Below are 21784 nucleotides of genomic sequence, written 5' to 3' on the forward strand. Positions count from 1 at the left end.
CGCAGAAGGTTGTTCCGACAAGAGGAGACGGGCTAGATCTAACGTTCGCTTAACATCAGGGAAACTCGAGCGTGAGATCCGGCCCTTTCCCGGTCACTGCCGGTAGTTCTCCACCTCGCCGGCCGGGCGGGCCTGGGCTCCGTCCGGGTTCTCGCCCGCGTCCCTCCTCGCCCTGCGCTGCCTGAGCAGGTCCCAGCATTGGTCGAGAGCCACCTCCAGCTCCCTGACCCGCGCGTGCTCCTCGTCCGAGCTGACCTCGCCCGCCGACAGCTTGCTCCGCAGCTCGTGCTCTTCGGTGACCAGATCACTGATCCTGGTGAGAATCTCGTTATCCCGCATGTCCAAGACTTTAGTGACTACGTGATAGAACACGCCCTATGCCTGGTATCGCGCTGGTAAGAAAGCCCGGGCCCCGGATCTCCGAGGGCATCGTCACGCACCTGGAGCGCGAGCCGGTCGATCACCAACGGGCCCTGGAGCAGCACGAACGCTACGTCGCCGCGCTGGAGGGGGCCGGCTGGGAGGCGCGTCACGTGGAGCCGGCCGACGACCTGCCCGACGGGCCCTTCGTCGAGGACATGGTCGTGGTCTCCGACCGGCTGGCCGTACTGACCAGGCCGGGGGCCAAGGAGCGGCGGCCCGAGGTGGTCTCCGTGGCGGCCCTCGTACGGGAGCTCGGAATCAAGTCCGTCAGGATCGCGCAGCCGGGCACGCTCGACGGCGGCGACGTCCTCCAGGTCGGCAGGACCGTGTACGTCGGCAGGTCGGGCAGGACCAACGACGAGGGGATCACCCAGCTCAGCGCGTTGCTGCCGGAGCGGCAAGTAGTGCCCGTCAACCTGAACGGCGTGCTGCACCTGAAGTCGGCCGTCACGGCGCTGCCCGACGGCACGCTCATCGGCGACCCCGCCCGCGTGGACCTGCCGGGCCTGCTGGTGCCCGCCGAGGAGTCGGGGGCGCACGTGGTGCTGCTGGGCGGCGACCGCGTGCTGATGGCCGCCTCCGCGCCCCGAACCTGCGCGATGCTCCAGGAACGCGGACTGGACGTGACGCTGGTGGACATCTCGGAATTCGAGAAGCTGGAGGGCTGCGTCACCTGCCTGTCGGTTCTCATCATCTGAGATCAGGGACAGGTAACGGCGAGACCTCTGGTAACGTGCAAGACATGCTGCGTGGCCTCCTTCTTAGCTGCCGCGGCGGGGGCCACTAAGGCCGGCTCCCTCGCCGCGGAGCGAGCCATGCGCGTCGGCCGCTTTCTTTCGACCGACGAGGAGCTCCCGACATGACCGCTCAGCAGCCCAGCCCCATGCCTTTCCAGCGCTATCAGGCGTTCGAGCCGATCCGTCTGACCGATCGCACCTGGCCTGATCAGGTCATCACCGAAGCGCCGCGATGGTGCGCCGTGGACCTGCGCGACGGCAACCAGGCACTGATCGACCCGATGGACGCCCACCGCAAGCTGAAGATGTTCGAGCTGCTGGTGAAGATGGGTTACAAGGAGATCGAGGTAGGCTTCCCGGCCGCCAGCCAGACCGACTTCGACTTCATCCGGCAGATCATCGAAGAGGACCGGATCCCCGGCGACGTGGTGATCCAGGTCCTGACCCAGGCCCGACCCGAGCTGATCGAGCGCACCTTCGAGTCGATCGAGGGCGCCAAGCAGGCCATCGTGCACCTGTACAACTCCACCTCCACGCTGCAGCGCCGGGTGGTGTTCGGGCAGGACCGCGAAGGCATCACCGCCATCGCCGTCGAGGGCGCCAAGCTGGTCAAGAAGCTCGCCGACGCGACCGACGTGGACGTACGTTTCCAGTACTCTCCCGAGTCCTTCACCGGCACCGAGCTCGACTACGCCGTCGAGGTCTGCGACGCGGTCAACGACGTGTGGCAGCCCACGCCCGACCGCAAGGTCATCGTCAACCTGCCGGCCACGGTCGAGATGGCCACGCCCAACATCTACGCCGACCAGATCGAGTGGATGCACCGCCACCTGAAGTACCGCGACTCGATCGTCCTGTCGCTGCACCCGCACAACGACCGCGGCAGCGCCGTCGCCGCCGCCGAGCTGGGCTACATGGCCGGCGCCGACCGCATCGAGGGCTGCCTGTTCGGCAACGGTGAGCGCACCGGCAACGTTTGCCTGGTCACCCTGGGCATGAACCTGTTCTCCCAGGGCATCGACCCGCAGATCGACTTCGGCGACATCGACGAGGTCCGCCGCATCGTCGAATACTGCAACCAGCTGCCCGTCCACCCGCGCCACCCGTGGGGCGGCGAGCTGGTCTACACCGCCTTCTCCGGATCCCACCAGGACGCCATCAAGAAGGGCTTCGACCACCTGGAGGCCGACGCCGCCGCGGCCGGCGTGCCGGTCGACTCCTTCACGTGGGCCGTCCCCTACCTGCCCATCGACCCCAAGGACATCGGCCGCAGCTACGAGGCGGTCATCCGGGTCAACAGCCAGTCGGGCAAGGGCGGCGTCGCCTACATCATGAAGGCCGACCACCAGCTCGAGCTGCCGCGCCGGCTGCAGATCGAGTTCTCCAAGGTCGTCCAGGCGCGCACCGACGCCGAAGGCGGCGAGATCAGCCCGGCTGCGATGTACGCCATCTTCTCCGACGAATACCTGCCCAACCCGGGCAACCGCTGGGGCCGTCTCAGCCTCATGGCGCACCGCCACGAGTCGGCGGGCGACGACAAGGACCGCATCGGCGCCGACGTACGGCTCGACGGTGAGATCCGGGAGATCGAAGGCGTCGGAAACGGCCCGATCTCGGCCTTCATCGACGCGATCGCCAAGGTGGGCATCCGGGTGCGGGTGCTCGACTACGTGGAGCACGCGATGAGCGCCGGCTCCGACGCCAAGGCGGCTTCATACCTGGAGTGCGACGTTGACGGGCGGGTGCTGTGGGGGGTGGGCGTCGACGCCAACACCACGACGGCCTCGCTCAAGGCGATCATCTCGGCGGTCAACCGCGCGTCCCGCTGACCCGTCGTTGGGGCTTTTCACGTGAGTCCCCGTACAGATCGGGGACTCACGCCGGTCCTAGGCGCCGTTCTTCTCCAGCAGCCGATCGAGCCTGAGTCCCAGGTCGATCACTGAGCACTGCAGGGAGTCGAATCTGCGCACCATCAGGGACTGAGCGGACGTGAGGTGCTCGTTCGCGTGCCGGCGAAGACCTGCGACCTCGTCGCCGAAGGCTGCGAGGTCCTGGGAGATCCCGGCCTGGATGCCGGCGATTTCGACTCTCACCTGGGCGACGGCGATTGCCGTTGAGAGGATGGCGGCGTGGATGCCTTCCATGCATGAGCAGCTGCAGGTGTGTGTTGGGAGGTTGGCATGTCGGCGGCGGGCCCGGGGGCCGCTGGAGGCTGCATTGGTGGGACGCGTTGTCGCCTTGGGGGCTTCCACGCGGAGTTTCGCGTCGCTCGTCTCCGCCTCTTCGTTCATGTACCCCGACCTTTGCTGGTGGCTGGAAGGGATCTCGGCCGCTGACGGCCGGTCCCACTTTGTGTGAGCACATAGTCGCAAGCGGTCAATGGTTTTGGCGGTTGGGAGTCGAGAGGCGGGTGTGGTTTTGTTCGTCTCGGTGTGGCAAAGATCGACCGGTGGGTGATGGTGGAGGGCGGGGGAGTGTGCCTTGGTGGGACGTTCTGGGCGTCTGGCTTGGGCTTAGCTCGGCTTGCTACTTGCCAGGGGTGCAGTTGTAGAGGTGGCCGTAGCGTTTTTGGGCGATGCGCATGAGCTCGGTCATGTCTTTGATCGCGTCCCTGCCTTTGGTGACCTGGGGCAGATAGATGTCGATCAATCGCTCTTTACTGCCGCAGTGGAACTTCGCGCTCACTCGGTACGGCTGGTTGGCGAACGGGGCACTCTGCACGTATGCGGCTAGGCCGTCGCCGAGATCCTTGGGGAGAGTGACTCCGCCGTGCGTGGCGTATACCTGACGCCTGTCGTTCATCAGGAAGTCCAGATGGTCTCGAGACATTCCCGGGCCCTCCTGTACCCACCACACCTGGAGAGTCCGAGGCGTTGTATCAGGAGCTCTGCAGTCGCCGTCCTTCTCAGTGCCGTTGGTTCTCTCGACGAGAGGCCCGGTCGCACCACTGACGAAGCGAAATGCCTGCTCGGGGATGAGTTTGCAGACGTACGGTGCGGAATCCACGACCGGCTGTGGAGCTGGTGCCGGTGTGGAGACGATTTGCTTCTCTGAGGTACAGGCCGCGGCGAGCAACACGAGAGCAGCCAGAGCGACGTGCAGGTGAGAAGGCCTCATTTGGCACCTCCGGAGGAAGATGGGATCCGAAGGCCGAGATAGTCGTCCACCTCGCTGGTTCGGCGGAAAGTGCCGCTGAAACTTTCCAGCAGTTCGTTACTTCCTCCCCTTGCGCGAGTCCACTCGAGGAACTGGCTGTATTCGTGTGGGGTCATCTCGTTGAAGGGCTTTAGCGTCGGTGGAGTTCCGGTCGCGAATGGTTGCTTACGCAGGTTCAGTCCGTCAAGCAAACCCTTGTTGAGCATGGCTGTGGCGAGCATCTGCTCGCCCAGCCTCTCCACCGCCAGTCGGTTGTCCGCCAGCGTCGCTTGCGTCTCGTCCAGGCCCCGCCCGTGTTCGGACATCTGCTGGGCGACCTGTTTGGCGATCTCGTCGTACCCGGCGCCGGCGAGCTTGTCGTACTCCTTACCGATCAGCTGGCCGAAGGCTCCCGTGGCCAGTTGGCCCGCCTGTCTGGCTCCCGGCACCGGGAGCAGCCCTAGCGCATCGCCCACCATGGTCTTCAGCGCCTCGTCCGCCTTCTTGTCGTCCAACCCCTGGGCGATCAGCACTTGGCGGCGAATTTCAACGATGTGAGTGAAGGGGCGTGCCTCCGCCACGGTTCGGTCTTTCAGAAACTGCAGAATGTCGGCCTTGGTGACCCGCCCATCCTGGTCCAAGTCGTATTCCTTGACGTCGGACTTCGTGAAACCGAGCCGCTCAGCGTTAGAGGCGTCAAGACCGACCGGAGGCACAGTGCCAAGCGCCGCCCGCATGTGTTCGGTCTGCGCCCTCACCAGTACCTCAAACGCGTCGTCGTCGGCGGTCGCCAGCGCCAGGGCGTAGTCCATGTCCTGGGCCGCGACCTTGTCGAAGGTCGCATGGTTCAGGATCAGCCGGGAGAGCTCGTCGATATTGGCGGCGATCGCGCGGCCCAGGGGATAACGCAGGGGAGCGAGACGATCGAATGTATCTCTGTTCTTGATCTCCAGATTGCCGTCCTGGCCTTTGCCGAAGGCGCCGCGTACATCATCGGCGACGACTTTGATCATCTCGGCGGCCAGCTTCCTGGAAGTCGCATCCTGGCCAGTCGTCGCGATCACCAGCATGTCTCTGATCGGCTTGTAGTCGCCCAAATACCGGGAAGCGCCCCACCGGGTCGTCAGCAGATAGTCGAGCACAGACTCCTTCCACCCGGCCGGGGTGTGGTCCAGTAGCGCCTGGGACGCCTCTCGACTCGACTTAGCCGCGTGAAACAGATCGTCCACCACCGATGATTCGGCCCTCATACCTGGACTGCGCACATACGCTTCCGGTCTCAACAGAGTGCCGAGGCCAAACGAGCCGGCCAGGTCGAATATGGGGATCTGGCTTCCTGCAAAGGTACGGCCCAGCAGGTCCTGGCTCGCCGCCCACTGGTCCTTGCGCTGCTCGTGCTCATAGACGATCACGTCACGCCCGACGATCTCCATGAACTCCTTCGAGAACGGCGGCTTCCCATCGTGGGCACGCCAGATAAGCGCCTGAGCCTGGTATCCCGAGTACTTCGTGTCACCGGCCTTGTGCTCAGCCCGACCCTCCTTGACCAGGTCCTCGGTGAAGCCGGCACCCATATACGCGGGATTCTTCGGATCGGTCGCCTTGGCCAGAGCCGTGCTCAGCATGCGCAGGGCCTTCTTGCCTTGGCTGGACAACTGGGCCACGCGATCGGAGTCCTCGTGAGCCCGGGCATCGCGCAACTGCGCAGCGAGCGAGCCGGGCAACTGCGTCATACCTCGGGCACCCAGCGTGCCCAGGAACGCCTTGACGAACTCCGCATCCCCAGCTCGAGACGCATATTTCTCCAGCTCGGCCAGCGCCGTGGCATCCCCGTCCCCAGCGTTCAGCGCAGCGCGACCAGCCATTGTCCCGTCCAGTAGCCCCTTGGCGGCTTCCAGGCCATCAGGCATCTCCAGGAAGCTCCCGGCAGGCGTACTCCTCCCGAAGGTGACCTTCTGCCGCTGCAGCTCGTGGACCAGCTTCTGCCGCCGCCGCAGATCCTCAGCCTGCGTCGTCACCCGTCCGGCCAACTGCCGCAGCCGCGCCGCCGGAGACGTGTCCAGCCCGGCGCTCTGCAACTCACTGTGCAGAGCCTGCGCCAACTCCTCCAGCCGCCTGGCAGCCTCAGTGTGTTTGCTCGCCATCGTGTCGAAGTCGGGCTGCTTGACGCCGGTGAACTCCGTCATGGCTTGTCCTGAAGCGAGGCCAGCTTCTGGTTTGCGCTGTGTACAGCCTCCGCGAGCATGTCCCGCAGTTCACGCTGGTCGGCGTGGACCTGGGCGTCGAACCGGGCACCTGTCGGACCCACCCACGCGTCCTTCTCCATCAGACGACAGGAGGGATCGAGTGCCCACCAGTGCTCGTCCGAAAGCCGCTGGATCCGCTCCGCCACGGCCCGCACCGCCTCGCGATCGAGGTTGGCCAAGATGATCCCCTTGTACGGCTCGCTGCACCAGAACAGATCAGGAGGCGGCGTCCCTCACGTGGTCACACGGTAATCAACATCACATCAACAAACAAGCTTAAACGCGGTGAAAGGCATAGCGCGTTCGAGTTTTGTTCGAAAATGGGGTGTTTGCCGGACTCGAGTATGGCTCCAAGAATTGACTGTGGCCTATGGATTTCTTTCTCCCTATGAGAAGGAACCCCAGCGGACGCTCGTTGACCATTAACCGAAACGGCGGAGACCGGATGGTCGACAGCGAGCCGATTGCGTGCTCGGATGCCGTCCGGGTCCGCCCTTGTGCGGTGGTGGAGGTCGAGCCGGCGCTCCTCAATACCGACGATGGCATTGAGCAGGCCAAGCGATACGCCAGGAAGCTCCAGGTGCCGTCCGCCCGCGTGACGAATGGGCTCAAGGTCCAGGAGTTGCGTCTCGTTGGATGGAGTCAGCGAATCTTGGTGAGATTTATGATTACGTACTGATCTTTCAGCTCATAGGCCATCAGGGGTTCGTAGGTGAGCCCCGGATGGATGCTGATCCCTTGTCCCTTCGCGTCTTGGCGCAGGCCCAGGTCGGCCGACTTGCCGCTGGCCAGGTCGAGCAACGCCTGAGCACCGCGGGGCTGGTCCAGGCTTACGGTCATGAGGCGGTCGAACGCCAGTCCGAGTGTGGAGTCGGGCAGATCCCGCTCCTGCGAGCCATCGCGCAGCCGGTAGAAGGACGGTTGGTCAGGCCTTCTGCCAACGCAGGTCAACACTCCGCACCTGACGTTCTGCTCCCCTGGGTGGATGACCGCCTTGCTCGTCTGCCCGGTCTCAACGTTGAGCAGTTCCTCGAAGCTGGGCTCGTTGTCCGGCGTGTACTGGCCCGGAGACCCCACCCACGGCCAGCGCAGGATGTGATGCCGGTCGGCGCCCGCGACGGGCGTCACGGTCCCGCCTTCGAGGGGCACTGTGAAGACGCCGCCTTCGAACAGCGAGAACGCCAGCTTGTCGCCCGCCACGGACAGCTCGTCGACCCTTCCCTTGACGGCGCGACCGGTGTCGATGGCGGCGGGCTCCCCTCCCGAGATGGGCACATACCAGAAGCGGGTACGCATGTTCTCGATCGTCTGCCAGACGATCCGGCCCCCGCCGATCGCATACCCTGAGGCGTACACCCCCTTCGGCGTGCTGATCTCGGTGATCTTGCGGGTCTGGCCGGTGTCGAGGTCGTACGCGTAGACGGCGTCGGCCTTCTCGAAGCTCTCCCACGTCTCCAGCAGCAGCGTGTGATCGTCGATGAAGGTCCTCGGCTGGAACTTCCGGCCGCCGGGGAGCTTGGCCGGGATCTTCCGTACCGCCGACGGCCAGACCTTTTCGACGGGGTCGGGCAGCGTGCTGGGGGACGACGGCGTCCGAGCGGGCCGCACCGCTATCGGAGCGCTGTCATCGCTTGTGCCGCGTGCGGCCAGCCCGGTTCCACCCGCGACGATCACCACGGCGACCGCCGCGACCAGCGCCTGTCCGCGGGTTCGGCGTCGCCGGGAACGGGCGGCGATCCGCGCGGAGAAGTCGATCGGGGCGTGCGGCGCGCACTCGGAGGCGCTACCGATGACCCTGTGCAGGTCGTCTTCCAGCTTCCTGGTCATTTGGAGCCCCTTCTGGCGGGCGTGAGGTGGGCCACTGCGGTGCGCAGCTTGCTCATGCCGAGTGAGGCGTGGCTGCGCACCGTCCCTTGGGAGATCTTGAGAATGCCCGCGATCTCCGCGTCGCTGAGCCGCTCGTAGAAGCGCAGCACGATGACGGCTCGTTGCTTGCTGGGTAGTCCTTCGAGCGCCTGCCACAGTTCCTGGTCGGCTTCGGATGGCAGCACCTCCGGAAGGGGCATCTCAAGCAGGGCCCAGGCGAGATGCTCGCGACGGCGTCGCCGCCAGGCGCTGATGTGCAACCTGGCCATGATCACCCTGGTATAGCTCTCCGGGTCCTCCTTCCTGCGCACCCGCGCCCACGCCCGATGCAGTTTGATCAGCGCCTCCTGGGCCAGGTCGGCCGCATCATGGGGATTGCCGCTAAGCGCGTAGCCGTATCGCAGTAACGCGTCGGCGCGTTCAGCGACGAACTCCGCAAATTGGGAGTCGTCTTCCACTAGACCTTCGCCTTTCCTTCGTCCGTCACAACCCAGACGAATGCGGCGCCGATTTTGTTGAATCGCTTCTGGCAAGAGTTGGTTTCATCTCGCTGCAAAGGCCGTACGCCGGCCGAGCGAGATGAGCGCGGGTGCGCCTGACCAGTGGCTATGCCCTCTCTCGTATGCTCGCGCTGCTCGATGAACGGCCGCCCGGCGGTCCGTGCTGACGGAACGCCCCGGCCGCCTGCTCGTACGGGCTGGCGTCGAAGGGACATGCCATGCATCCGGCATCGGCGAGCCTGCCGGTCCCAGGAGCCGTCGAACCGTCGTACACGAAGCCGGCGATCGCCGTGACCACGCCTCTGCTTCGGCCGCGACTTCCACGTATAGAACCGCCCAGCATCATGGTGGACAGTTGTGAACCGAAGCCTCTGGGACGCGCATGAGCCTCAGCAGCACCCTCATCGCCTCGTCAGGTAACCGATCGACCCCCACTGGGATTCCGACCGCCACCTGCCGCCGAACGTCGGAGTCCGTGTCGGCGGCAAACCGCAACCGCAGGAGCAACACCCGGTCGTCGTCGCAGACGGCGCTCAATGCATGGGCGGCAGACCAGAGCGGATCCTCCCGACCGTATTGAGAGCGAGCGCCTGCGCAGCCTCGATGATTGGGGCGACATGCCACGAGAGATAGAGTGCCTGAACCGCCTCATCTGGATGCTGGATGGTGATTCTGGGCGCCTGACCGACTTTGAGAAGGTGCGCGAGTTGAGTGGCCACCACCGCAGGGAGGGTCTCGTGGCCAACCGGATTGTCGAGCGTCGTGTAATCCTTGCAGGATTGTGGCTAAACGCTGCGTTCGGCGGGATGTTCTAAATTCCTCGCGGTGGATTCCGTCGTCTTACGGGTCAAGGGAAGACTCCCCGCATGAGTTGAGAGCCTCCCCTTCCTGAGCGTGGGGCTTATTTATTAGTCGAACTCGCCGTCCTTCACGCCGCCGATGAAGGCGCTCCATTCGCCGGGAGTGAAGATGAGGGCCGGGCCGGTGGGGTTTTTGCTGTTGCGGACGCCTCGACGTCCGCCGGACAGTTCGGCAACTTCAACGCAGTTGCCCCCATCGCTTCCGGATCGAGTGGACTTACGCCATGTAGCCGTGCTGAGTTCCTGGGTCAGCTCGTCCATCGTTGCGTTGCCTCCTTGATCATCTTCATGGATTCGCGCTGTGACAGTGCTTCGGCGCGAATCCCCTCATATCTGAATGTTAGAGCGCTGACGTCTTCTGGTCGCTCCGTCACGCGGCCCAAGATTCCGGCGGATTCGACGTAGGCCGTGTCAGGCGTTCCCTGTGTTCGGGCGATGGCGAACCCTCCCAGAAGTCCAGGGGTGGAATAGGCGTTGAGGGGGAGGATTTGAATGGTGATCCGTGGCGCCTGTGCGAGCTCGATCAGGTGGTTGAGCTGCGCCGACATCATGGCGGAGCTACCGATCGGACGATGGAGGATCCCTTCGTCGAGGACCACCCAGAGCATCGGGGGTTTGGTGCGCTTGAGGATGCTTTGGCGCTCCATTCGAGCGGTGACCTGCTCTTCTATCTGTTCTGGCTCTACGCCTGGTTCACCGCTCAGGATGGCCCTGGCGTAATCCTCGGTCTGAAACAGGCCGGGAACCATCAATGGCTCCCAGGCACGGATCGCCTCTGCTGTGGCCTCCACATCCAGCCACGGCCGGAACCACATCGGGGCCGCAGTGCGACTGACCATCGGCCAGAGCCGCGTCAGTGCTCCCTCCGCTTCCAGTGCTTCGTCGCAGTAACGGGCGAACTCTTCCGAGGGTGACCGTTGTGCGGTCTCGATCATGCTGATGGTGCCTACGGAGTAGGGCACCGTCCTCGAGAGCCGAAGCTGGGACCAACCTCGGGCTTTGCGGTGTCGCCGCAGCTCGAAACCGAAAAGCGCAGTCGGTGAATCAGAGGGATAAAGATCGCTTTCCTTCGGCATCTGACCTCCGATGGGGCTCTCATCAAGGTTTCAACGGATAGCCAGCGAAACCGTTGATGACCGGTTGAAGTCGATTGACTACTCAATGTAGCTGAGGCTTGGGATGGTCGGAAGGCCGATCCAGCCCGACTTCTTCAAGTGGGTGAAGCTATGAAAGCAGCGAGCGCGGAGCCGAAGGTCATCGGTTCGATCCATCTCGTGGGCATTCGCGAGTCTGTCTCGCACGCCCGCTCCGAAGTACGCAGATGGCTCGGAGACGATCACCCTTCTGCCGACGACGCAGTGCTGGCGGCGTCCGAGTTCGTGACCAACGCGCTCCGGCGCTCCGACGCCAGGCCGTACGACTTCATCAGCCTCACCGTCACCGCGACGGAGGAGATGGTCTATGTGGAGGTGCGTGATCCCGGCTCCGCCTTTTCCAGCCCGCACATCCGGCAGGAGCCGGAGGCGGAGGACGGTCGTGGGCTGCTGATCGTCCGTGAGATCTCCCAGGACTGGGGGATCCGGGAGCGCGGCCGTGGGCTTGGCCGTACCGTCTGGTGCGCCATCCGGGCGGTCCCATCTTCCCCTGACTCGTCCGCTCCCGAACCGGTCTCCGGAACGGCAGGCGGACGCGGCCCCGGCGGAACGCGCAACCAATGAGGGCTAGGCGGCTCCGTTTTCTCGCCGAAGGGGAGTGGCGGAGTCGCCGACGAAACGTCCGGCGAGGATCTCTCCCCCCCGTAGCTCCAAGCCGGACCCGGCCCCCGATGAGCGCGCTCATCGGGGGCCCTATGCGGCTGGGCGACCAATGTTGTCGCCCACGCTGGAGAACGTCTGGGACAAGTGCCTCCTGGTCGGCGGCAGGGGTGCACGCGGCGGTGGCTGCAGTTCACGGCCAAGATCGGGCGCGCGCCGAACGCGATCAAGGTGCGATCTGGCGCTCGAGATCATCTGTGGTTCTGCGACTTGGTCAGTGTCGATCCACTGAAGATACGGGCGGATGCGGTGGCCGCAGGCACACCCGCCCCGCCGGCTCTGTTGACTTTGTCGCAAGCTATGACGCAACATATTGATACAAAGGTTGCGACAAAAGGAGGAGGGTATGACGAACAGCTCCATGCCGGGCGCCGGGCCGCGGCAGGCGGACGTTCGAAGCGCGGGCACCTGGCTGCTGCGACACGGTCTCGGCGACGGTCCACCGACGCCGTTACTGACCGCGCGACTGGCAGTGCGGCGGCGGGCGCGGCTCCTCGGCAGTGTCCTGCTGGCCGCGCTGTACATCGCGGCCGCGCTGGCACAGGCCACTGATCGGCTGGCCACTGCCGCATTCGGCGAACTTTGGCCGTACCGGCCGACGCTGGTGCTGGTCCTGAGCGCGTTGATCATCGGGCTGGTGCTGGCCCGGACGCTGCTTGACGCCTGGGTACGGCGTGTCGACCGGCAGGCCGGGGCGGCGCTGGCGCGGCGAGTGGCCCATCCGGTGCAGCTCGGCTGGCGGACCCTCCTCGGATGGAGGTACGCCGTCCTGTTGGTCGGCACCTTCGCCGGTGCCTTCGCGCTGGGGGTGAGCGCACTGACTCTCGATGAGGGCACCGTGCGGTACGCGGCCGTCGTGCTGCTGGTCGCCGTGGCCGGGGTCGGCCTGGGCGCGGCCCTGCAGCTGCGCGAGCTGCTGGCCCGGCCGGTCGTGGCCGAGGACGAGGTGTCGCTGACGGCCGACGTCATCATGCGCGTCGAGGACGCGCGCGACAGCAACGCGCCGTCCGTGTTCCTGGGGCTGCCGGTGGTGTTGCTGCTCGGCTCCGCGCCCGGCTGGTGGAACGCCGCCGCCCTCACCTTCATGGTGCTCGGTCTGGCCGCCGTCATCGCCGTCCAGGCCAGGACGCCGTCGTGCGCGGCCACGGCGCGGCACGTGGTCGGCGTCGGATGATCGTCATCGACGCGGGCTCGCCGGTGCCGCCGTTCGAGCAGTTGCGGGCCCAGCTCGCCCGGCAGATCCACGACCGTACGCTGGCCGTGGGCTCCAGGCTGCCGACCATCCGCCGGCTCGCGGCCGACCTCGGTCTGGCCGTCAACACGGTCGGCCGGGCTTACCGGGAGCTTGAGGAGGCCGGGCTGATCGAGACTCGGGGGCGGGCCGGGTCGTTCGTGTCAGCGGCCGGCGAGCAGGCCCGCGAACGAGCCCGCCAGGCCGCCGCCGACTATGCGGCCGTCGTGGCGAGCGTCGGCATCGATGAGAGCGAGGCACTCACCATCGTCGAGGCGGCCCTGAGATCCGGCGACGCGGCGGCCCCCGCCTCACTCTGACTCGGCTTCGCCAGGTTTTGAGGTACGCGCAGGACGGCCCCTCCTGGCCGGACTTCCGAGATTCCACAGCCCAGGGCTTCGGAAAGCACGACCATGGCGACTGCCGGCCACGTCTGCTAGGTGAGAAGCACCTGGTCGAGGACGTGCTCGCCGATGGCCGCCATGCTGGGGTTGTCGGCCGAGTGGGCGGCCAGAGCAGAACCTATGGCGAGGGCCCAACCCCTTGCCCGCTCCCAGGTCACCGCGTCGACGTCCACGCGTGATCGGAAGACCTCGCGCGCGTTCTCGTCGAACACCAGCCACGCGGCGGCCAGGTCGGTGGCGGGATCACCGCTGGTGAGGTCGCCGAAGTCCAGGACGGCCGCCAAGCCTTCCCCGTTGAGCAGCAGGTTCCCTGGGTGCGGGTCGCCGTGGAGCCAGAGCGCGGGTCCGTGCCAGGACGGGAGGGCGGCCAGCTTCTCCCAGAGGGGGAGGAGATCGGCTGATCGGGGGATGGATCGCAGGCGGTGCCGTACCGCTTCGTCGCGGGCGGCGAGCGGGACGCCGCGGACAGGGTTGTGCGGCGCGTCAGGTGGTGCGGGGCGGTGGAGGGCGGTCATGAAGTCGGCCAGTGGGACGGCGATGCCGGAGCGCGCGGACGGCGGCACGTCGGTGACCGTGCGGCCGTCGAACCAGGGCGCGATCGTCCACGGCCACGGGTAGCCCTCGCCGGGCACGCCGACCCTGACGGGTACGGGCAGCGCGACTTCGACGTGCTCGGCCAAGACCGGCAGCCAGCGTTGCTCGTTGACGATGAGGTCGACGGCGACCTGGCGGCGCGGCAGGCGTACGGACAGGTCCGTGCCCAGGCGATAGATGACGTTGTCCCAGCCGTTGGCGACGAGGGTCAGCGGGCCCGCCAGGTCCGGGTGCTGCGTGCGGATCAGGCGGTTGACGAGGTCGTCGTCGATGTCGGCTTCCGCCGCCGGGGTGGTCATTCCGCAACGATAGAGGGGGACACCTCAGGGGAGGCCCCTGGCGCTCGGTTCTTGCGGATGTAGTACTCACCGGCGAGCCGCAACCCGAGGTAGCCCACCGGCCAGGCGACCAGGGTCCATCGTCCGAAGACGAAGCCGGCCGGGACGGACAGTGCGAACATGATCGTCGTCATCGCTGACCATGCCCGGATCCCCATGATCACGCCAAGGGGGGCCGCGAGGTCCAGAAGGCCGGAGCGGACGACGTGTCGAAGGATGAGGAGTATGGTGCCGCCCACGTACGTCATGGCTGCCGCGTAGACGACCACTCCCGCTCCGTTCGGCACCTCGCCGAGGGTCTTGCTCGCCCAGGGGATCAGTACGTAGCCGAAGAGGGCCAGCAGGTTCAGGGAGATGAGGGGCGGGTCGGTGCGGCTGACGTGCATGAAGAGCATGTGGTGCGCGGTCCACGTGGCGGCGATCACGCAGAACGAGATCAGGAACGCGATGTACTGCGAGCCGTGCGCCGCGAGCCCTTCCAGCAGGTCCATGGGGTCATGAACCTCCGGCACAGGTAACTCGATGGCCAGCAGCGTGAGCATGATCGCGATGACCGCGTCCGAGAAGAAGATCATGCGTTCGAGGCTGTGGGTCTTTCCGGTCAACTCGGTTCGCTCCGAGTGACGTCATCGGAGATCAGGATGTTCATCCCGCCAGCCTCGGCCGAACCCGTTCCCCTGAACAATGACAATCTCGGCAACGCACCGTTTACCGATAGATTCACGATCAGGAGGGATGATGGAATTACGGGACATCGAGATCTTTTTGACCTTGGCCGAGCTGCTGCACTTCGGCAGGACCGCCGAGCGGCTCCACATCACCCCTTCCCGGGTCAGTCAGGCGATCAAGAAGCAGGAACGCCGCATCGGCGCGCCCCTGTTCGACCGCACCTCCAGGACGGTGCGGCTCACCCCGTTGGGCGAGCAGCTGCAGCGTGACCTCAGTGCTGGATACCGGCAGATCACCGCCGGGATCGAGGCCGCGGCCGAGGCCGTCCACGGCCCGTCGGGGACGCTGACGCTGGGCACGATGGGCCCGCACACCCAGATCATCAGCGGCGCCCTCGAACTGTTCCAGACCCGTTATCCGGGCGCCCGCCTCCAGCATCGCGAGATCCAGCCGCCCGCTCCGCTGGACCTGCTGCGATCAGCGGAGGTCGACGTGGCGGTGCTGTGGATGCCGGTCCGTGAGCCTGACCTGATCGTCGGCCCGGTGACGCACACCTCGCCGGTGCTGCTGATGGTCGCCGCCACCCATCCCTACGCCACGCGCGACTCGATCTGTCTGGAAGATCTCGGCGACCACTGCGCCCAGGTGTCGCCCCGGTCGATTCCGGCGTCCATGGAGGCGGCCATCGTCCCGCACCGCACCCCGGCGGGCCGCCCCATCCCTCGTGGGGCCAAGGTCTCCACCTGGCAGGAGGTGCTCAGCGCCGTATCTTCCGGCCAAGCCGTCGCCGGGGTCGTCGCCGAGATGGCCCGCTTCTACCCCTGGCCCAGCCTGGCTTTCGTGCCCATCCGTGATGCCCCGCCCTCGGAGTGGGTCCTCGCCTGGCGGGCCGCCGCGGAGACTCCGCTCATCCGCGCCTTCGCCCAGACCGTCGCGGATCACGGGCCGGTGGTGTTGACCGGGGACAACGAACGTACCTAGGAGCACACCGTGAACGACACTCCTTTGCTGGCCTTCGAGGGTGTCAGCAGGTGGAAGACGATCGTGTGCCGGCCCGGATCGAAGGCGCCGAAGGGGTTGCGCCGGTTCTTGGTCGTGCCGGTCACCCAGTCCGTCTTCCATCCCTCGTCCTGGCCGTCCACGACCCAGCGGTAGCCGTACTCCACCTGCTTGCCCGATGGGCCCGTGAGCAGGGCGACGGGGAAGAGGCTGGGCGAATAGCAGTTGTTCCCGGTCTGCTGCCCCTCCAGGGTCAACGACGCCAGGCGCACGGTCCCCGCGGACGCGGTCGTGGTCCGGGCTTTTGACGGGGCGGTCGTGGGTTCGGGCGTGGACTGCCTGCGGGAGAACGTGGGCTTCGGGCCGCTGGTCCTGGTGGCGCGGGTCTTCGTGGGCCGCGTGCTGGGTGTCTTGCCGGTGTCCTGCTTCTTGGCCGGTGCGGCGGGTGTCCTGGTGGGGCCTTGTTCGGTGGCCGGCGCAGTAGGCGCGGCCGTCGGCGCCGGGTCGGGCAGCAAGATGATCGCCCCGGTGACCAGGGCGGCGGACACCGCCAGCGCCCCGGCGCCCGCCAGCAGCGCCTTCCAGCGCGGGCGGCTCACGGCATGAGTCGCCATACCGCCTCGAGGGCCCGTCAGGTCGCCTGGCATACCGGTGGGCGGGGCGCCGATGAGCCGGAGCAGGACGTCCTGCATGGCGGGCCGGGCGGCCGGGTCCTTGGCCAGGCAGGACAGCACGATCGGGTGCAGCGGGCCGGGCAGGTCGCCCAGGTACGGCTCGTCGTGGAGGATGCGGCGGATCACCGCGGGCAGCGAGTCGTTGCCGAACGGCGGACTTCCCGTCGCGGCGAACACGATCACCGACGCCCACGCGAAGACGTCCACCGCGGGACCGAGCGGGGCGCCCGCGATCTGCTCCGGCGCCATGTAGGCGGGTGTGCCGACGATGCTGCTCGTCACTGTCAGCGAATGGCCGGACGCGCGGGCGATGCCGAAGTCGATGACCCGCGGCCCATCCCTCCCCAGCAGCACGTTGGCGGGTTTGAAGTCGCGATGCACCACCCCGGCCCGGTGGATCGCCGCCAGCGCGGTCGCGGTCGCCACCGCGAGCCGCTGCAGGTCGGCGCCGAAGTGGCGGCCGGCCTGGTGGAGGGTGGGTCCCTCGACGTATTCGGTCACGATGTACGGCCGGCCGCCCAGCGAGGCGTCGAGCACCTGAGCGATGCAGAACGGCTCCACCCGGCGCGCCGCGTCGATCTCCTTGGCGAAGCGGTGATCGTCGGCCAGCCCGTCCGCCAGCAGCTTGACCGCCACCGGCCGCCCGTCGGGCCCCTGGCCCAGGTAGACCACCCCTTGGCCGCCCGCGCCCAGCCGCCCGAGCAGCCGGTAAGGGCCCACACCCGGGGGATCTTCTGGCAGGAGAGGGTTCATCAATCGCTCGGGCAGATGGTGAACGAGAAGGGCTTCGACACCGACTGGGGGGAGGTGAGGCGGAGGGTGACCCGGTGAGGGCCGTCCGTCTGTACGAGCGGGCCGAAGACCGTCTGGGTGTGGCTCTCGGCGATGACGCTCTGAGAGCGCGACACCACCTTCCCGTCCAGGATCCATTCGTAGCGGAAGTCGGTGGCCAGCTTGGTCCCCTCGACCAGGCCGGAGATGTTGCCGTGGTTGAACACGCAGTCCGGGGAGTCGGCGTGCCGGGGGCCGATGACGCGCACCCACACGATCCGGAAGGTACCGCTGCCCGATGCGGGTTTCGACGACGCGGTCGTGGGTTTGGGAGTTGTCCGCGTCGGTTTCACGGTCGGCGTCGACTTCACGGTCGGTTTCACGGTCGGTTTCACAGTTGGCTTCACGGTCGGCTTCACGGTCGGCTTCTTCGTGGTCGCCGGGTTCTTGGTCTTCGGGCGCTGAGACGTTTTCGTCTTCGTCGGGGTGGGCGTCCCGGTAGTGGCGATCGCCAGTGGCTGTGTACTCGGCTGCGGTCCCCAGACACTCCAGGCGCTCGTGGCGCCCCAGGCGACGGCGCCCGCGACCGCCAGCGCCCCCACGCCGGAGGCACTCGCGATGACCGCCGTCCGGTTCCCGCGCCGCCGCCCGGGAACCGTGGACGGAGCGTGGCCACCGTCCGGAAGCATGGGGGGCTGTCCGCCCAGGAGCTGCAGCAACACGTCCCGCATGGCCGGCCGGCGCGCCGGATCCTTGGCCAGGCACCCCAGCACGATCGCGCGTAACGGTTGCGGCAGGTCGCCGAGCTGCGGTTCGTTGTGCAGGATCCGATTGATCACCGCGGGCAGTGAGTCCTCGCCGAACGGGGGCACCCCGGTGGCGGCGAACACGATCACCGACGCCCACGCGAAGACGTCCACCGCGGGACCGAGTGAGGCGCCCGCGAGCTGCTCCGGCGCCATGTACGCGGGCGTCCCCACGATGCCGCTGGTAGCCGTCATCCCCGATTCGACGGACCGGGCGATCCCGAAGTCGATCACCCGGGGTCCGCCCTGTCCGAGCAGCACGTTGGCGGGCTTGAAGTCGCGATGAACGATGCCCGCCTGATGAATGGCCGCCAGCGCGGTCGCGGTCGCCACCGCGAGCCGCTGCAGGTCGGCGCCGACGTGGCGGCCGGCCTGCTGGAGCGAGGGGCCTTCGACGTACTCGGTCACGATGTACGGCCGGGCGCCCAGTGAGGCGTCGAGCACCTGGGCGATGCAGAACGGCTCCACCCGGCGCGCCGCGTCGATCTCCTTGGCGAAGCGCTCGTCGGCGAGCCCTTCGCGCAGCACTTTGACCGCGACCTGCCTGCCGTCGGGCCCCTGGCTCAGGTAGACCACCCCTTGACCGCCCGCGCCCAGCCGCCCGAACAGCCGGTAGGGCCCCACGGCAGTGGGATCGCCTTCCCGGAGGGGTTCGACGTGCGACATGGGGCTCCTGTGCCAAAGCTAGGGGATCTTCGGCACCATAGCGGGAAATGTCAGATTTTGTGAGCCAGTCGGGTAAGTGTTCACGCGGGGCGGAGGCCCAGGAGCGCGCCCAGGGTGCCCATCGACTGCTCGAAGCCGCCGCGTCTGTCCTCGATCGTGTTCTCGAACTGGCCGAACACCTCGAAGTTGACCCAGCCGTACAGGCCGGTCCACGCGGTGAGGCCGCGGAAGATCAGGTCATCGGGCACCCCGGGCATGATCTGGCGCAGGTTGTCGGCGTCGCCCGACAGCGCGGCGGGAACGGGCGGGGCGAGGTCGGGCGGGGTCAGCGCGCCCGCCTCGTACGCCTGCGAGACGATCCGGCCGAACACCGTCACATCGCGCAGTCGAGCCTCGATCGTCTCCTCCGGCGCCTGGTAGCCGGGCACCGGCGAGCCGTACAGCAGTGTGTACTCGTGCGGATGGGCCAGCGCCCAGTCGCGTACGGCATGGCAGACGGCCAGCCAGCGCCCCGCGAAGCCGGCGGGCGCGCCGGCCGCGTCGGCGGCCTCCACCGCCGCGCCGAGCGCGTTGTAGCCGTCGATGATCAGCGCGGTCAGCAGGTCATCCCGGCTGGGGAAATAGCGGTAGATGGCCGATGACACCATGCCCATCTCGCGGGCCACGGCGCGCAGGGAGAGACCGCCCGCGCCCTCGATGGCCAGCTGACGGCGGGCGATGTCGGTGATCTCCCGGGTGAGCTCGGCCCTGACGCGTTCTCTCGCGGTACGGCTAGCTGTCATGTCACCGACCATATCAGAGCACTGCGAAGAAACGAGAGCACCGCTCTTGACGAATACGGACTCTTTGAGAGAGCATTGCTCTTGTAAGAGAACGGCAGTCACACGGAGGTTCGACATGCTGGCCATCGCCAAAGGCGCCAACGCGGCCCTGATGTTCTTCCTGGAGCTCGGGGTCCTCGCCTCCGTAGGCTATTGGGGCTTCACGGTGAGCCCGAACTGGGCGATCAAGCTGCTCGCCGGGCTCGGCGGGCCCGCCTTGTTCATCGCCGCGTGGGCCCTGTTCGGTGCGGGTGGCGGCGCCAACGCCACCTTCCCGTTGACCGGCCTGGCCAGGGCCGCCCTGGAGATCCTCTGGTTCGGTGGCGGCGCCCTGGCGCTCTACGCCGCGGGCCTGGTCACACCGGCTGCCGTCTTCGCGGCGCTCTTCATCATCAACGCGGTTCTCCGCATCATCTGGAAGCAGGTCTGATCATGGGTAAGCACGTCGTCGTGGGTTCCGGTCAGGTTGGCACGCATCTGGCCACCAAGCTGCTGGCACAGGGGCACCAGGTCATCGTGGTGACCCGCTCGGGCAGCGGCCCCGCCGGGGCCGAGAAGGTGGCGGCCGACGTCACCGACAAGGCGCGGCTGACCGAGGTCGCCAAGGGCGCCGACGCTCTCTACAACTGCGTCAACCCGAAGTATCACCGCTGGCTGACCGACTGGCCGCCGATGGCCGCGTCGTTCCTCGCCGCCGCCGAGGCCACGGGTGCGCCGCTGGTCATCCTGGGCAACCTCTACCCCTACGGCCCGGTCACGGGCCCGATGACCGAGGACCTGCCGCTCGCCTCGACCAGCCCGAAGGCTCAGGTGCGGGCGAAGATCTGGAACGACGCGCTGGCCGCGCACAAGGCGGGCCGGATCAGGGCGACCGAGGTGCGCGGCTCCGACTACTTCGGCCCCGGCGCCACCGACCAGTCCTACCTGGGTGACCGGTTCCTGGTGCCGTTCCGGGCCGGCAAGACCATCCAGATCCCCTGGCCCGCCGACATTCCGCACAGCTGGACGTACCTGCCCGACGTGGCCGACGCACTGATCGTCGCGGGCACCGACGAGCGGGCCTGGGGGCGGCCGTGGCACGTGCCCACCACCGACCCGCTGACCTTCCGCCAGATCGGCGAGCGGATGGCGGCCATCGCGGGGCGCCCGGTGCCCAAGCTGGCCACGCTGCCGTGGCCGGCGATCCAGGCGGCGGGCCTGTTCTCGCCGATGCTCAGGGAGCTGAAGCACATCCGCTACCAGTTCGTCGCACCGTACGAGATGGACTCGTCGGCCTTCCAGCGGACGTTCGGTGTCGCGCCCACCCCGATCGACGAGGCGCTCGCGGCTACGCTCAAGGCGTGAAGATAGCCATGATCGGCCTGGGCGACATCGCGGAGAAGGCCTACCTGCCGGTGCTCGCCGCCCAGCCGGGCCTCGACCTGCACCTCTGTACCCGCAACAGCAAGACCCTGGACCGGCTCGGCGACACCTACCGGATCGCCGACCGGTCCACCTCCGTGGATGACGTGATCAAGAGCGGGGTCGAGGCCGCGTTCGTGCACGCCGCCACCGGGGCCCACCGCGAGCTCGTCGAGCCGCTGCTCGACGCCGGGGTGCACGTCTACGTGGACAAGCCGATCGCCGACAACCTGGCCGACTGCGAGGCTCTCGTACGACTGGCCAAGGCGGAGCGGCGGTCACTGATGGTCGGCTTCAACCGCCGCTACGCCCCCGGATACGCCGGGCTGCTCGACCTTCCCCGGCATCTCGTGCTGATGGCGAAGAACCGCGAAAATTACCCTGACGTCCCGCGCCGGGCGATATTTGATGACTTCATTCATGTGGTCGACACGCTGCGGTTCCTCGCCCCCGGTGAGGTGACCGGGACCCGGATCAGGACCCGCGTCCGGGACGGTCTGATCGAGCACATCGTGCTGGAGCTGTCCGGTGACGGCTTCACCGCCATCGGACTCATGAACCGGGTCAGCGGCGCCACCGAGGAGACCTGCGAGGTCATGGGCGACGGCGTCAAGCGCCGGGTGGTCAACCTGGGCGACGTGGTCGACTACGTGGGCGGCGAGACGCTCACCCGGCGGCCCGACTGGGTGCCGGTCGGGCGGCAGCGCGGCATCGAGCGGATCTGCCTGGAGTTCCTCGCCGCGGTCCGCGACGGCCGGACGATCAGCGCGGACGACGCCCTGATCAGCCACGCCATCTGCGAGGACATCGTCGCGAACGCCTCCTGACC

24 protein-coding genes are annotated in these 21784 nt (G+C 67.2%); 10 read left to right on the forward strand and 14 right to left on the reverse strand.

Annotation, left to right across the window (positions count from 1 at the left end; all coding sequences use genetic code 11):
- Window positions 1-93 precede the first annotated feature (93 nt).
- A complete protein-coding gene (locus AB0B91_RS49050; protein WP_358336514.1) occupies window positions 94-339 on the reverse strand; it encodes a DUF2630 family protein in 246 nt (81 codons plus the stop codon).
- A 38-nt stretch (window positions 340-377) separates the two neighbouring features.
- On the opposite strand from AB0B91_RS49050, the gene ddaH reads away from it, so the two are divergent.
- Window positions 378-1121: a dimethylargininase gene (ddaH, locus tag AB0B91_RS49055; protein WP_358336516.1), complete on the forward strand. Its 744-nt coding sequence runs from the start codon at window positions 378-380 to the stop codon at window positions 1119-1121.
- A 161-nt stretch (window positions 1122-1282) separates the two neighbouring features.
- Window positions 1283-2989, forward strand: coding sequence for a 2-isopropylmalate synthase (gene leuA / locus AB0B91_RS49060; RefSeq protein ID WP_358336518.1), 1707 nt, complete (start codon window positions 1283-1285; stop codon window positions 2987-2989).
- Between the two features lie 57 nt (window positions 2990-3046).
- Here the strand turns inward: leuA and AB0B91_RS49065 are convergent, their stop codons facing one another.
- From AB0B91_RS49065 to AB0B91_RS49090, 6 genes are all read right to left on the reverse strand, one after another.
- A complete protein-coding gene (locus AB0B91_RS49065; protein ID WP_358336521.1) occupies window positions 3047-3253 on the reverse strand; it encodes a hypothetical protein in 207 nt (68 codons plus the stop codon).
- A gap of 433 nt (window positions 3254-3686) precedes the next feature.
- Complete coding sequence (locus AB0B91_RS49070) at window positions 3687-3989, reverse strand: hypothetical protein (RefSeq protein WP_358336524.1); 303 nt, start codon at window positions 3987-3989, stop codon at window positions 3687-3689.
- A gap of 284 nt (window positions 3990-4273) precedes the next feature.
- Window positions 4274-6481, reverse strand: a complete 2208-nt coding sequence (locus AB0B91_RS49075; RefSeq protein WP_358336526.1) for a hypothetical protein — start codon at window positions 6479-6481, stop codon at window positions 4274-4276.
- Window positions 6478-6720: a hypothetical protein gene (locus AB0B91_RS49080; RefSeq protein WP_358336529.1), complete on the reverse strand. Its 243-nt coding sequence runs from the start codon at window positions 6718-6720 to the stop codon at window positions 6478-6480. The genes AB0B91_RS49075 and AB0B91_RS49080 overlap by 4 nt, the downstream gene beginning before the upstream one ends.
- 463 nt (window positions 6721-7183) lie before the next feature.
- Complete coding sequence (locus tag AB0B91_RS49085; RefSeq protein WP_358336532.1) at window positions 7184-8368, reverse strand: hypothetical protein; 1185 nt, start codon at window positions 8366-8368, stop codon at window positions 7184-7186.
- Window positions 8365-8865 (reverse strand): SigE family RNA polymerase sigma factor, encoded by a 501-nt coding sequence (locus AB0B91_RS49090; RefSeq protein ID WP_358336535.1) that lies wholly within the window; start codon window positions 8863-8865, stop codon window positions 8365-8367. The genes AB0B91_RS49085 and AB0B91_RS49090 overlap by 4 nt, the downstream gene beginning before the upstream one ends.
- Before the next feature lie 578 nt (window positions 8866-9443).
- On the opposite strand from AB0B91_RS49090, the gene AB0B91_RS49095 reads away from it, so the two are divergent.
- Window positions 9444-9722 (forward strand): hypothetical protein, encoded by a 279-nt coding sequence (locus tag AB0B91_RS49095; RefSeq protein WP_358336538.1) that lies wholly within the window; start codon window positions 9444-9446, stop codon window positions 9720-9722.
- Between the two features lie 93 nt (window positions 9723-9815).
- Here AB0B91_RS49095 and AB0B91_RS49100 read toward each other — a convergent pair whose 3' ends face one another.
- The gene (locus AB0B91_RS49100; protein WP_358336541.1) at window positions 9816-10028 is read right to left on the reverse strand and encodes a DUF397 domain-containing protein; all 213 of its coding nucleotides are present in this window, start codon (window positions 10026-10028) and stop codon (window positions 9816-9818) included.
- Window positions 10016-10843, reverse strand: coding sequence for a helix-turn-helix transcriptional regulator (locus AB0B91_RS49105; RefSeq protein WP_358336544.1), 828 nt, complete (start codon window positions 10841-10843; stop codon window positions 10016-10018). The genes AB0B91_RS49100 and AB0B91_RS49105 overlap by 13 nt, the downstream gene beginning before the upstream one ends.
- A 150-nt stretch (window positions 10844-10993) precedes the next feature.
- On the opposite strand from AB0B91_RS49105, the gene AB0B91_RS49110 reads away from it, so the two are divergent.
- From AB0B91_RS49110 to AB0B91_RS49120, 3 genes are all read left to right on the forward strand, one after another.
- Complete coding sequence (locus AB0B91_RS49110) at window positions 10994-11485, forward strand: ATP-binding protein (protein WP_358336547.1); 492 nt, start codon at window positions 10994-10996, stop codon at window positions 11483-11485.
- Between the two features lie 442 nt (window positions 11486-11927).
- Entirely contained in the window at window positions 11928-12755 is an 828-nt protein-coding gene (locus AB0B91_RS49115) for a hypothetical protein (RefSeq protein ID WP_358336549.1), read from the forward strand.
- Window positions 12752-13132 carry a GntR family transcriptional regulator gene (locus AB0B91_RS49120; RefSeq protein ID WP_358336552.1) on the forward strand — a complete coding sequence of 127 codons (381 nt, stop codon included), beginning with the start codon at window positions 12752-12754 and terminating at the stop codon, window positions 13130-13132. The genes AB0B91_RS49115 and AB0B91_RS49120 overlap by 4 nt, the downstream gene beginning before the upstream one ends.
- 116 nt (window positions 13133-13248) lie before the next feature.
- On the opposite strand, the gene AB0B91_RS49125 is transcribed toward AB0B91_RS49120, so the two are convergent.
- Both AB0B91_RS49125 and AB0B91_RS49130 read right to left on the reverse strand, forming a co-directional pair.
- Complete coding sequence (locus AB0B91_RS49125) at window positions 13249-14109, reverse strand: aminoglycoside phosphotransferase family protein (RefSeq protein WP_358336555.1); 861 nt, start codon at window positions 14107-14109, stop codon at window positions 13249-13251.
- The gene (locus tag AB0B91_RS49130; RefSeq protein WP_358336558.1) at window positions 14106-14723 is read right to left on the reverse strand and encodes a TMEM175 family protein; all 618 of its coding nucleotides are present in this window, start codon (window positions 14721-14723) and stop codon (window positions 14106-14108) included. Before AB0B91_RS49130 ends, AB0B91_RS49125 begins: the two co-directional genes overlap by 4 nt.
- A gap of 160 nt (window positions 14724-14883) precedes the next feature.
- Between AB0B91_RS49130 and AB0B91_RS49135 the strand changes: the two genes are divergently transcribed.
- Window positions 14884-15798 carry a LysR family transcriptional regulator gene (locus AB0B91_RS49135; RefSeq protein WP_358336561.1) on the forward strand — a complete coding sequence of 305 codons (915 nt, stop codon included), beginning with the start codon at window positions 14884-14886 and terminating at the stop codon, window positions 15796-15798.
- Here the strand turns inward: AB0B91_RS49135 and AB0B91_RS49140 are convergent.
- The 3 genes from AB0B91_RS49140 to AB0B91_RS49150 form a co-directional block, all read right to left on the reverse strand.
- Window positions 15795-17243 carry a serine/threonine-protein kinase gene (locus tag AB0B91_RS49140; RefSeq protein ID WP_358336564.1) on the reverse strand — a complete coding sequence of 483 codons (1449 nt, stop codon included), beginning with the start codon at window positions 17241-17243 and terminating at the stop codon, window positions 15795-15797. The two genes, AB0B91_RS49135 and AB0B91_RS49140, sit on opposite strands and share 4 nt — an antisense overlap.
- Window positions 17243-18733, reverse strand: a complete 1491-nt coding sequence (locus AB0B91_RS49145) for a serine/threonine-protein kinase (protein ID WP_358336567.1) — start codon at window positions 18731-18733, stop codon at window positions 17243-17245. Before AB0B91_RS49145 ends, AB0B91_RS49140 begins: the two co-directional genes overlap by 1 nt.
- 80 nt (window positions 18734-18813) lie before the next feature.
- A complete protein-coding gene (locus AB0B91_RS49150) occupies window positions 18814-19515 on the reverse strand; it encodes a TetR/AcrR family transcriptional regulator (protein ID WP_358336570.1) in 702 nt (233 codons plus the stop codon).
- A 115-nt stretch (window positions 19516-19630) separates the two neighbouring features.
- Here AB0B91_RS49150 and AB0B91_RS49155 point away from each other — a divergent pair, with 115 nt between their 5' ends.
- From AB0B91_RS49155 to AB0B91_RS49165, 3 genes are read left to right on the forward strand one after another with little or no spacing between them, the layout of a single operon-like run.
- Window positions 19631-19984 (forward strand): YrdB family protein, encoded by a 354-nt coding sequence (locus tag AB0B91_RS49155; RefSeq protein WP_358336573.1) that lies wholly within the window; start codon window positions 19631-19633, stop codon window positions 19982-19984.
- A gap of 2 nt (window positions 19985-19986) precedes the next feature.
- Window positions 19987-20898 (forward strand): NAD-dependent epimerase/dehydratase family protein, encoded by a 912-nt coding sequence (locus tag AB0B91_RS49160; RefSeq protein ID WP_358336576.1) that lies wholly within the window; start codon window positions 19987-19989, stop codon window positions 20896-20898.
- Complete coding sequence (locus tag AB0B91_RS49165; protein ID WP_358336579.1) at window positions 20895-21782, forward strand: Gfo/Idh/MocA family oxidoreductase; 888 nt, start codon at window positions 20895-20897, stop codon at window positions 21780-21782. The genes AB0B91_RS49160 and AB0B91_RS49165 overlap by 4 nt, the downstream gene beginning before the upstream one ends.
- Window positions 21783-21784: the final 2 nt, after the last annotated feature.

This window comes from Nonomuraea sp. NPDC049141, assembly GCF_040648415.1.
Lineage (GTDB): Bacteria > Actinomycetota > Actinomycetes > Streptosporangiales > Streptosporangiaceae > Nonomuraea.

What these genes read in the sequence shown, in the direction of transcription:
- AB0B91_RS49050 (WP_358336514.1), bottom strand. Translation starts at nt 339, where the DNA reads ATGCGGGATAACGAGATTCTCACCAGGATCAGTGATCTGGTCACCGAA.
- ddaH (WP_358336516.1), top strand. Translation starts at nt 378, where the DNA reads ATGCCTGGTATCGCGCTGGTAAGAAAGCCCGGGCCCCGGATCTCCGAG.
- leuA (WP_358336518.1), top strand. Translation starts at nt 1,283, where the DNA reads ATGACCGCTCAGCAGCCCAGCCCCATGCCTTTCCAGCGCTATCAGGCG.
- AB0B91_RS49070 (WP_358336524.1), bottom strand. Translation starts at nt 3,989, where the DNA reads ATGTCTCGAGACCATCTGGACTTCCTGATGAACGACAGGCGTCAGGTA.
- AB0B91_RS49075 (WP_358336526.1), bottom strand. Translation starts at nt 6,481, where the DNA reads ATGACGGAGTTCACCGGCGTCAAGCAGCCCGACTTCGACACGATGGCG.
- AB0B91_RS49085 (WP_358336532.1), bottom strand. Translation starts at nt 8,368, where the DNA reads ATGACCAGGAAGCTGGAAGACGACCTGCACAGGGTCATCGGTAGCGCC.
- AB0B91_RS49095 (WP_358336538.1), top strand. Translation starts at nt 9,444, where the DNA reads ATGCATGGGCGGCAGACCAGAGCGGATCCTCCCGACCGTATTGAGAGC.
- AB0B91_RS49100 (WP_358336541.1), bottom strand. Translation starts at nt 10,028, where the DNA reads ATGGACGAGCTGACCCAGGAACTCAGCACGGCTACATGGCGTAAGTCC.
- AB0B91_RS49105 (WP_358336544.1), bottom strand. Translation starts at nt 10,843, where the DNA reads ATGCCGAAGGAAAGCGATCTTTATCCCTCTGATTCACCGACTGCGCTT.
- AB0B91_RS49110 (WP_358336547.1), top strand. Translation starts at nt 10,994, where the DNA reads ATGAAAGCAGCGAGCGCGGAGCCGAAGGTCATCGGTTCGATCCATCTC.
- AB0B91_RS49115 (WP_358336549.1), top strand. Translation starts at nt 11,928, where the DNA reads ATGACGAACAGCTCCATGCCGGGCGCCGGGCCGCGGCAGGCGGACGTT.
- AB0B91_RS49120 (WP_358336552.1), top strand. Translation starts at nt 12,752, where the DNA reads ATGATCGTCATCGACGCGGGCTCGCCGGTGCCGCCGTTCGAGCAGTTG.
- AB0B91_RS49125 (WP_358336555.1), bottom strand. Translation starts at nt 14,109, where the DNA reads ATGACCACCCCGGCGGCGGAAGCCGACATCGACGACGACCTCGTCAAC.
- AB0B91_RS49130 (WP_358336558.1), bottom strand. Translation starts at nt 14,723, where the DNA reads ATGATCTTCTTCTCGGACGCGGTCATCGCGATCATGCTCACGCTGCTG.
- AB0B91_RS49135 (WP_358336561.1), top strand. Translation starts at nt 14,884, where the DNA reads ATGATGGAATTACGGGACATCGAGATCTTTTTGACCTTGGCCGAGCTG.
- AB0B91_RS49140 (WP_358336564.1), bottom strand. Translation starts at nt 17,243, where the DNA reads ATGAACCCTCTCCTGCCAGAAGATCCCCCGGGTGTGGGCCCTTACCGG.
- AB0B91_RS49145 (WP_358336567.1), bottom strand. Translation starts at nt 18,733, where the DNA reads ATGTCGCACGTCGAACCCCTCCGGGAAGGCGATCCCACTGCCGTGGGG.
- AB0B91_RS49150 (WP_358336570.1), bottom strand. Translation starts at nt 19,515, where the DNA reads ATGACAGCTAGCCGTACCGCGAGAGAACGCGTCAGGGCCGAGCTCACC.
- AB0B91_RS49155 (WP_358336573.1), top strand. Translation starts at nt 19,631, where the DNA reads ATGCTGGCCATCGCCAAAGGCGCCAACGCGGCCCTGATGTTCTTCCTG.
- AB0B91_RS49160 (WP_358336576.1), top strand. Translation starts at nt 19,987, where the DNA reads ATGGGTAAGCACGTCGTCGTGGGTTCCGGTCAGGTTGGCACGCATCTG.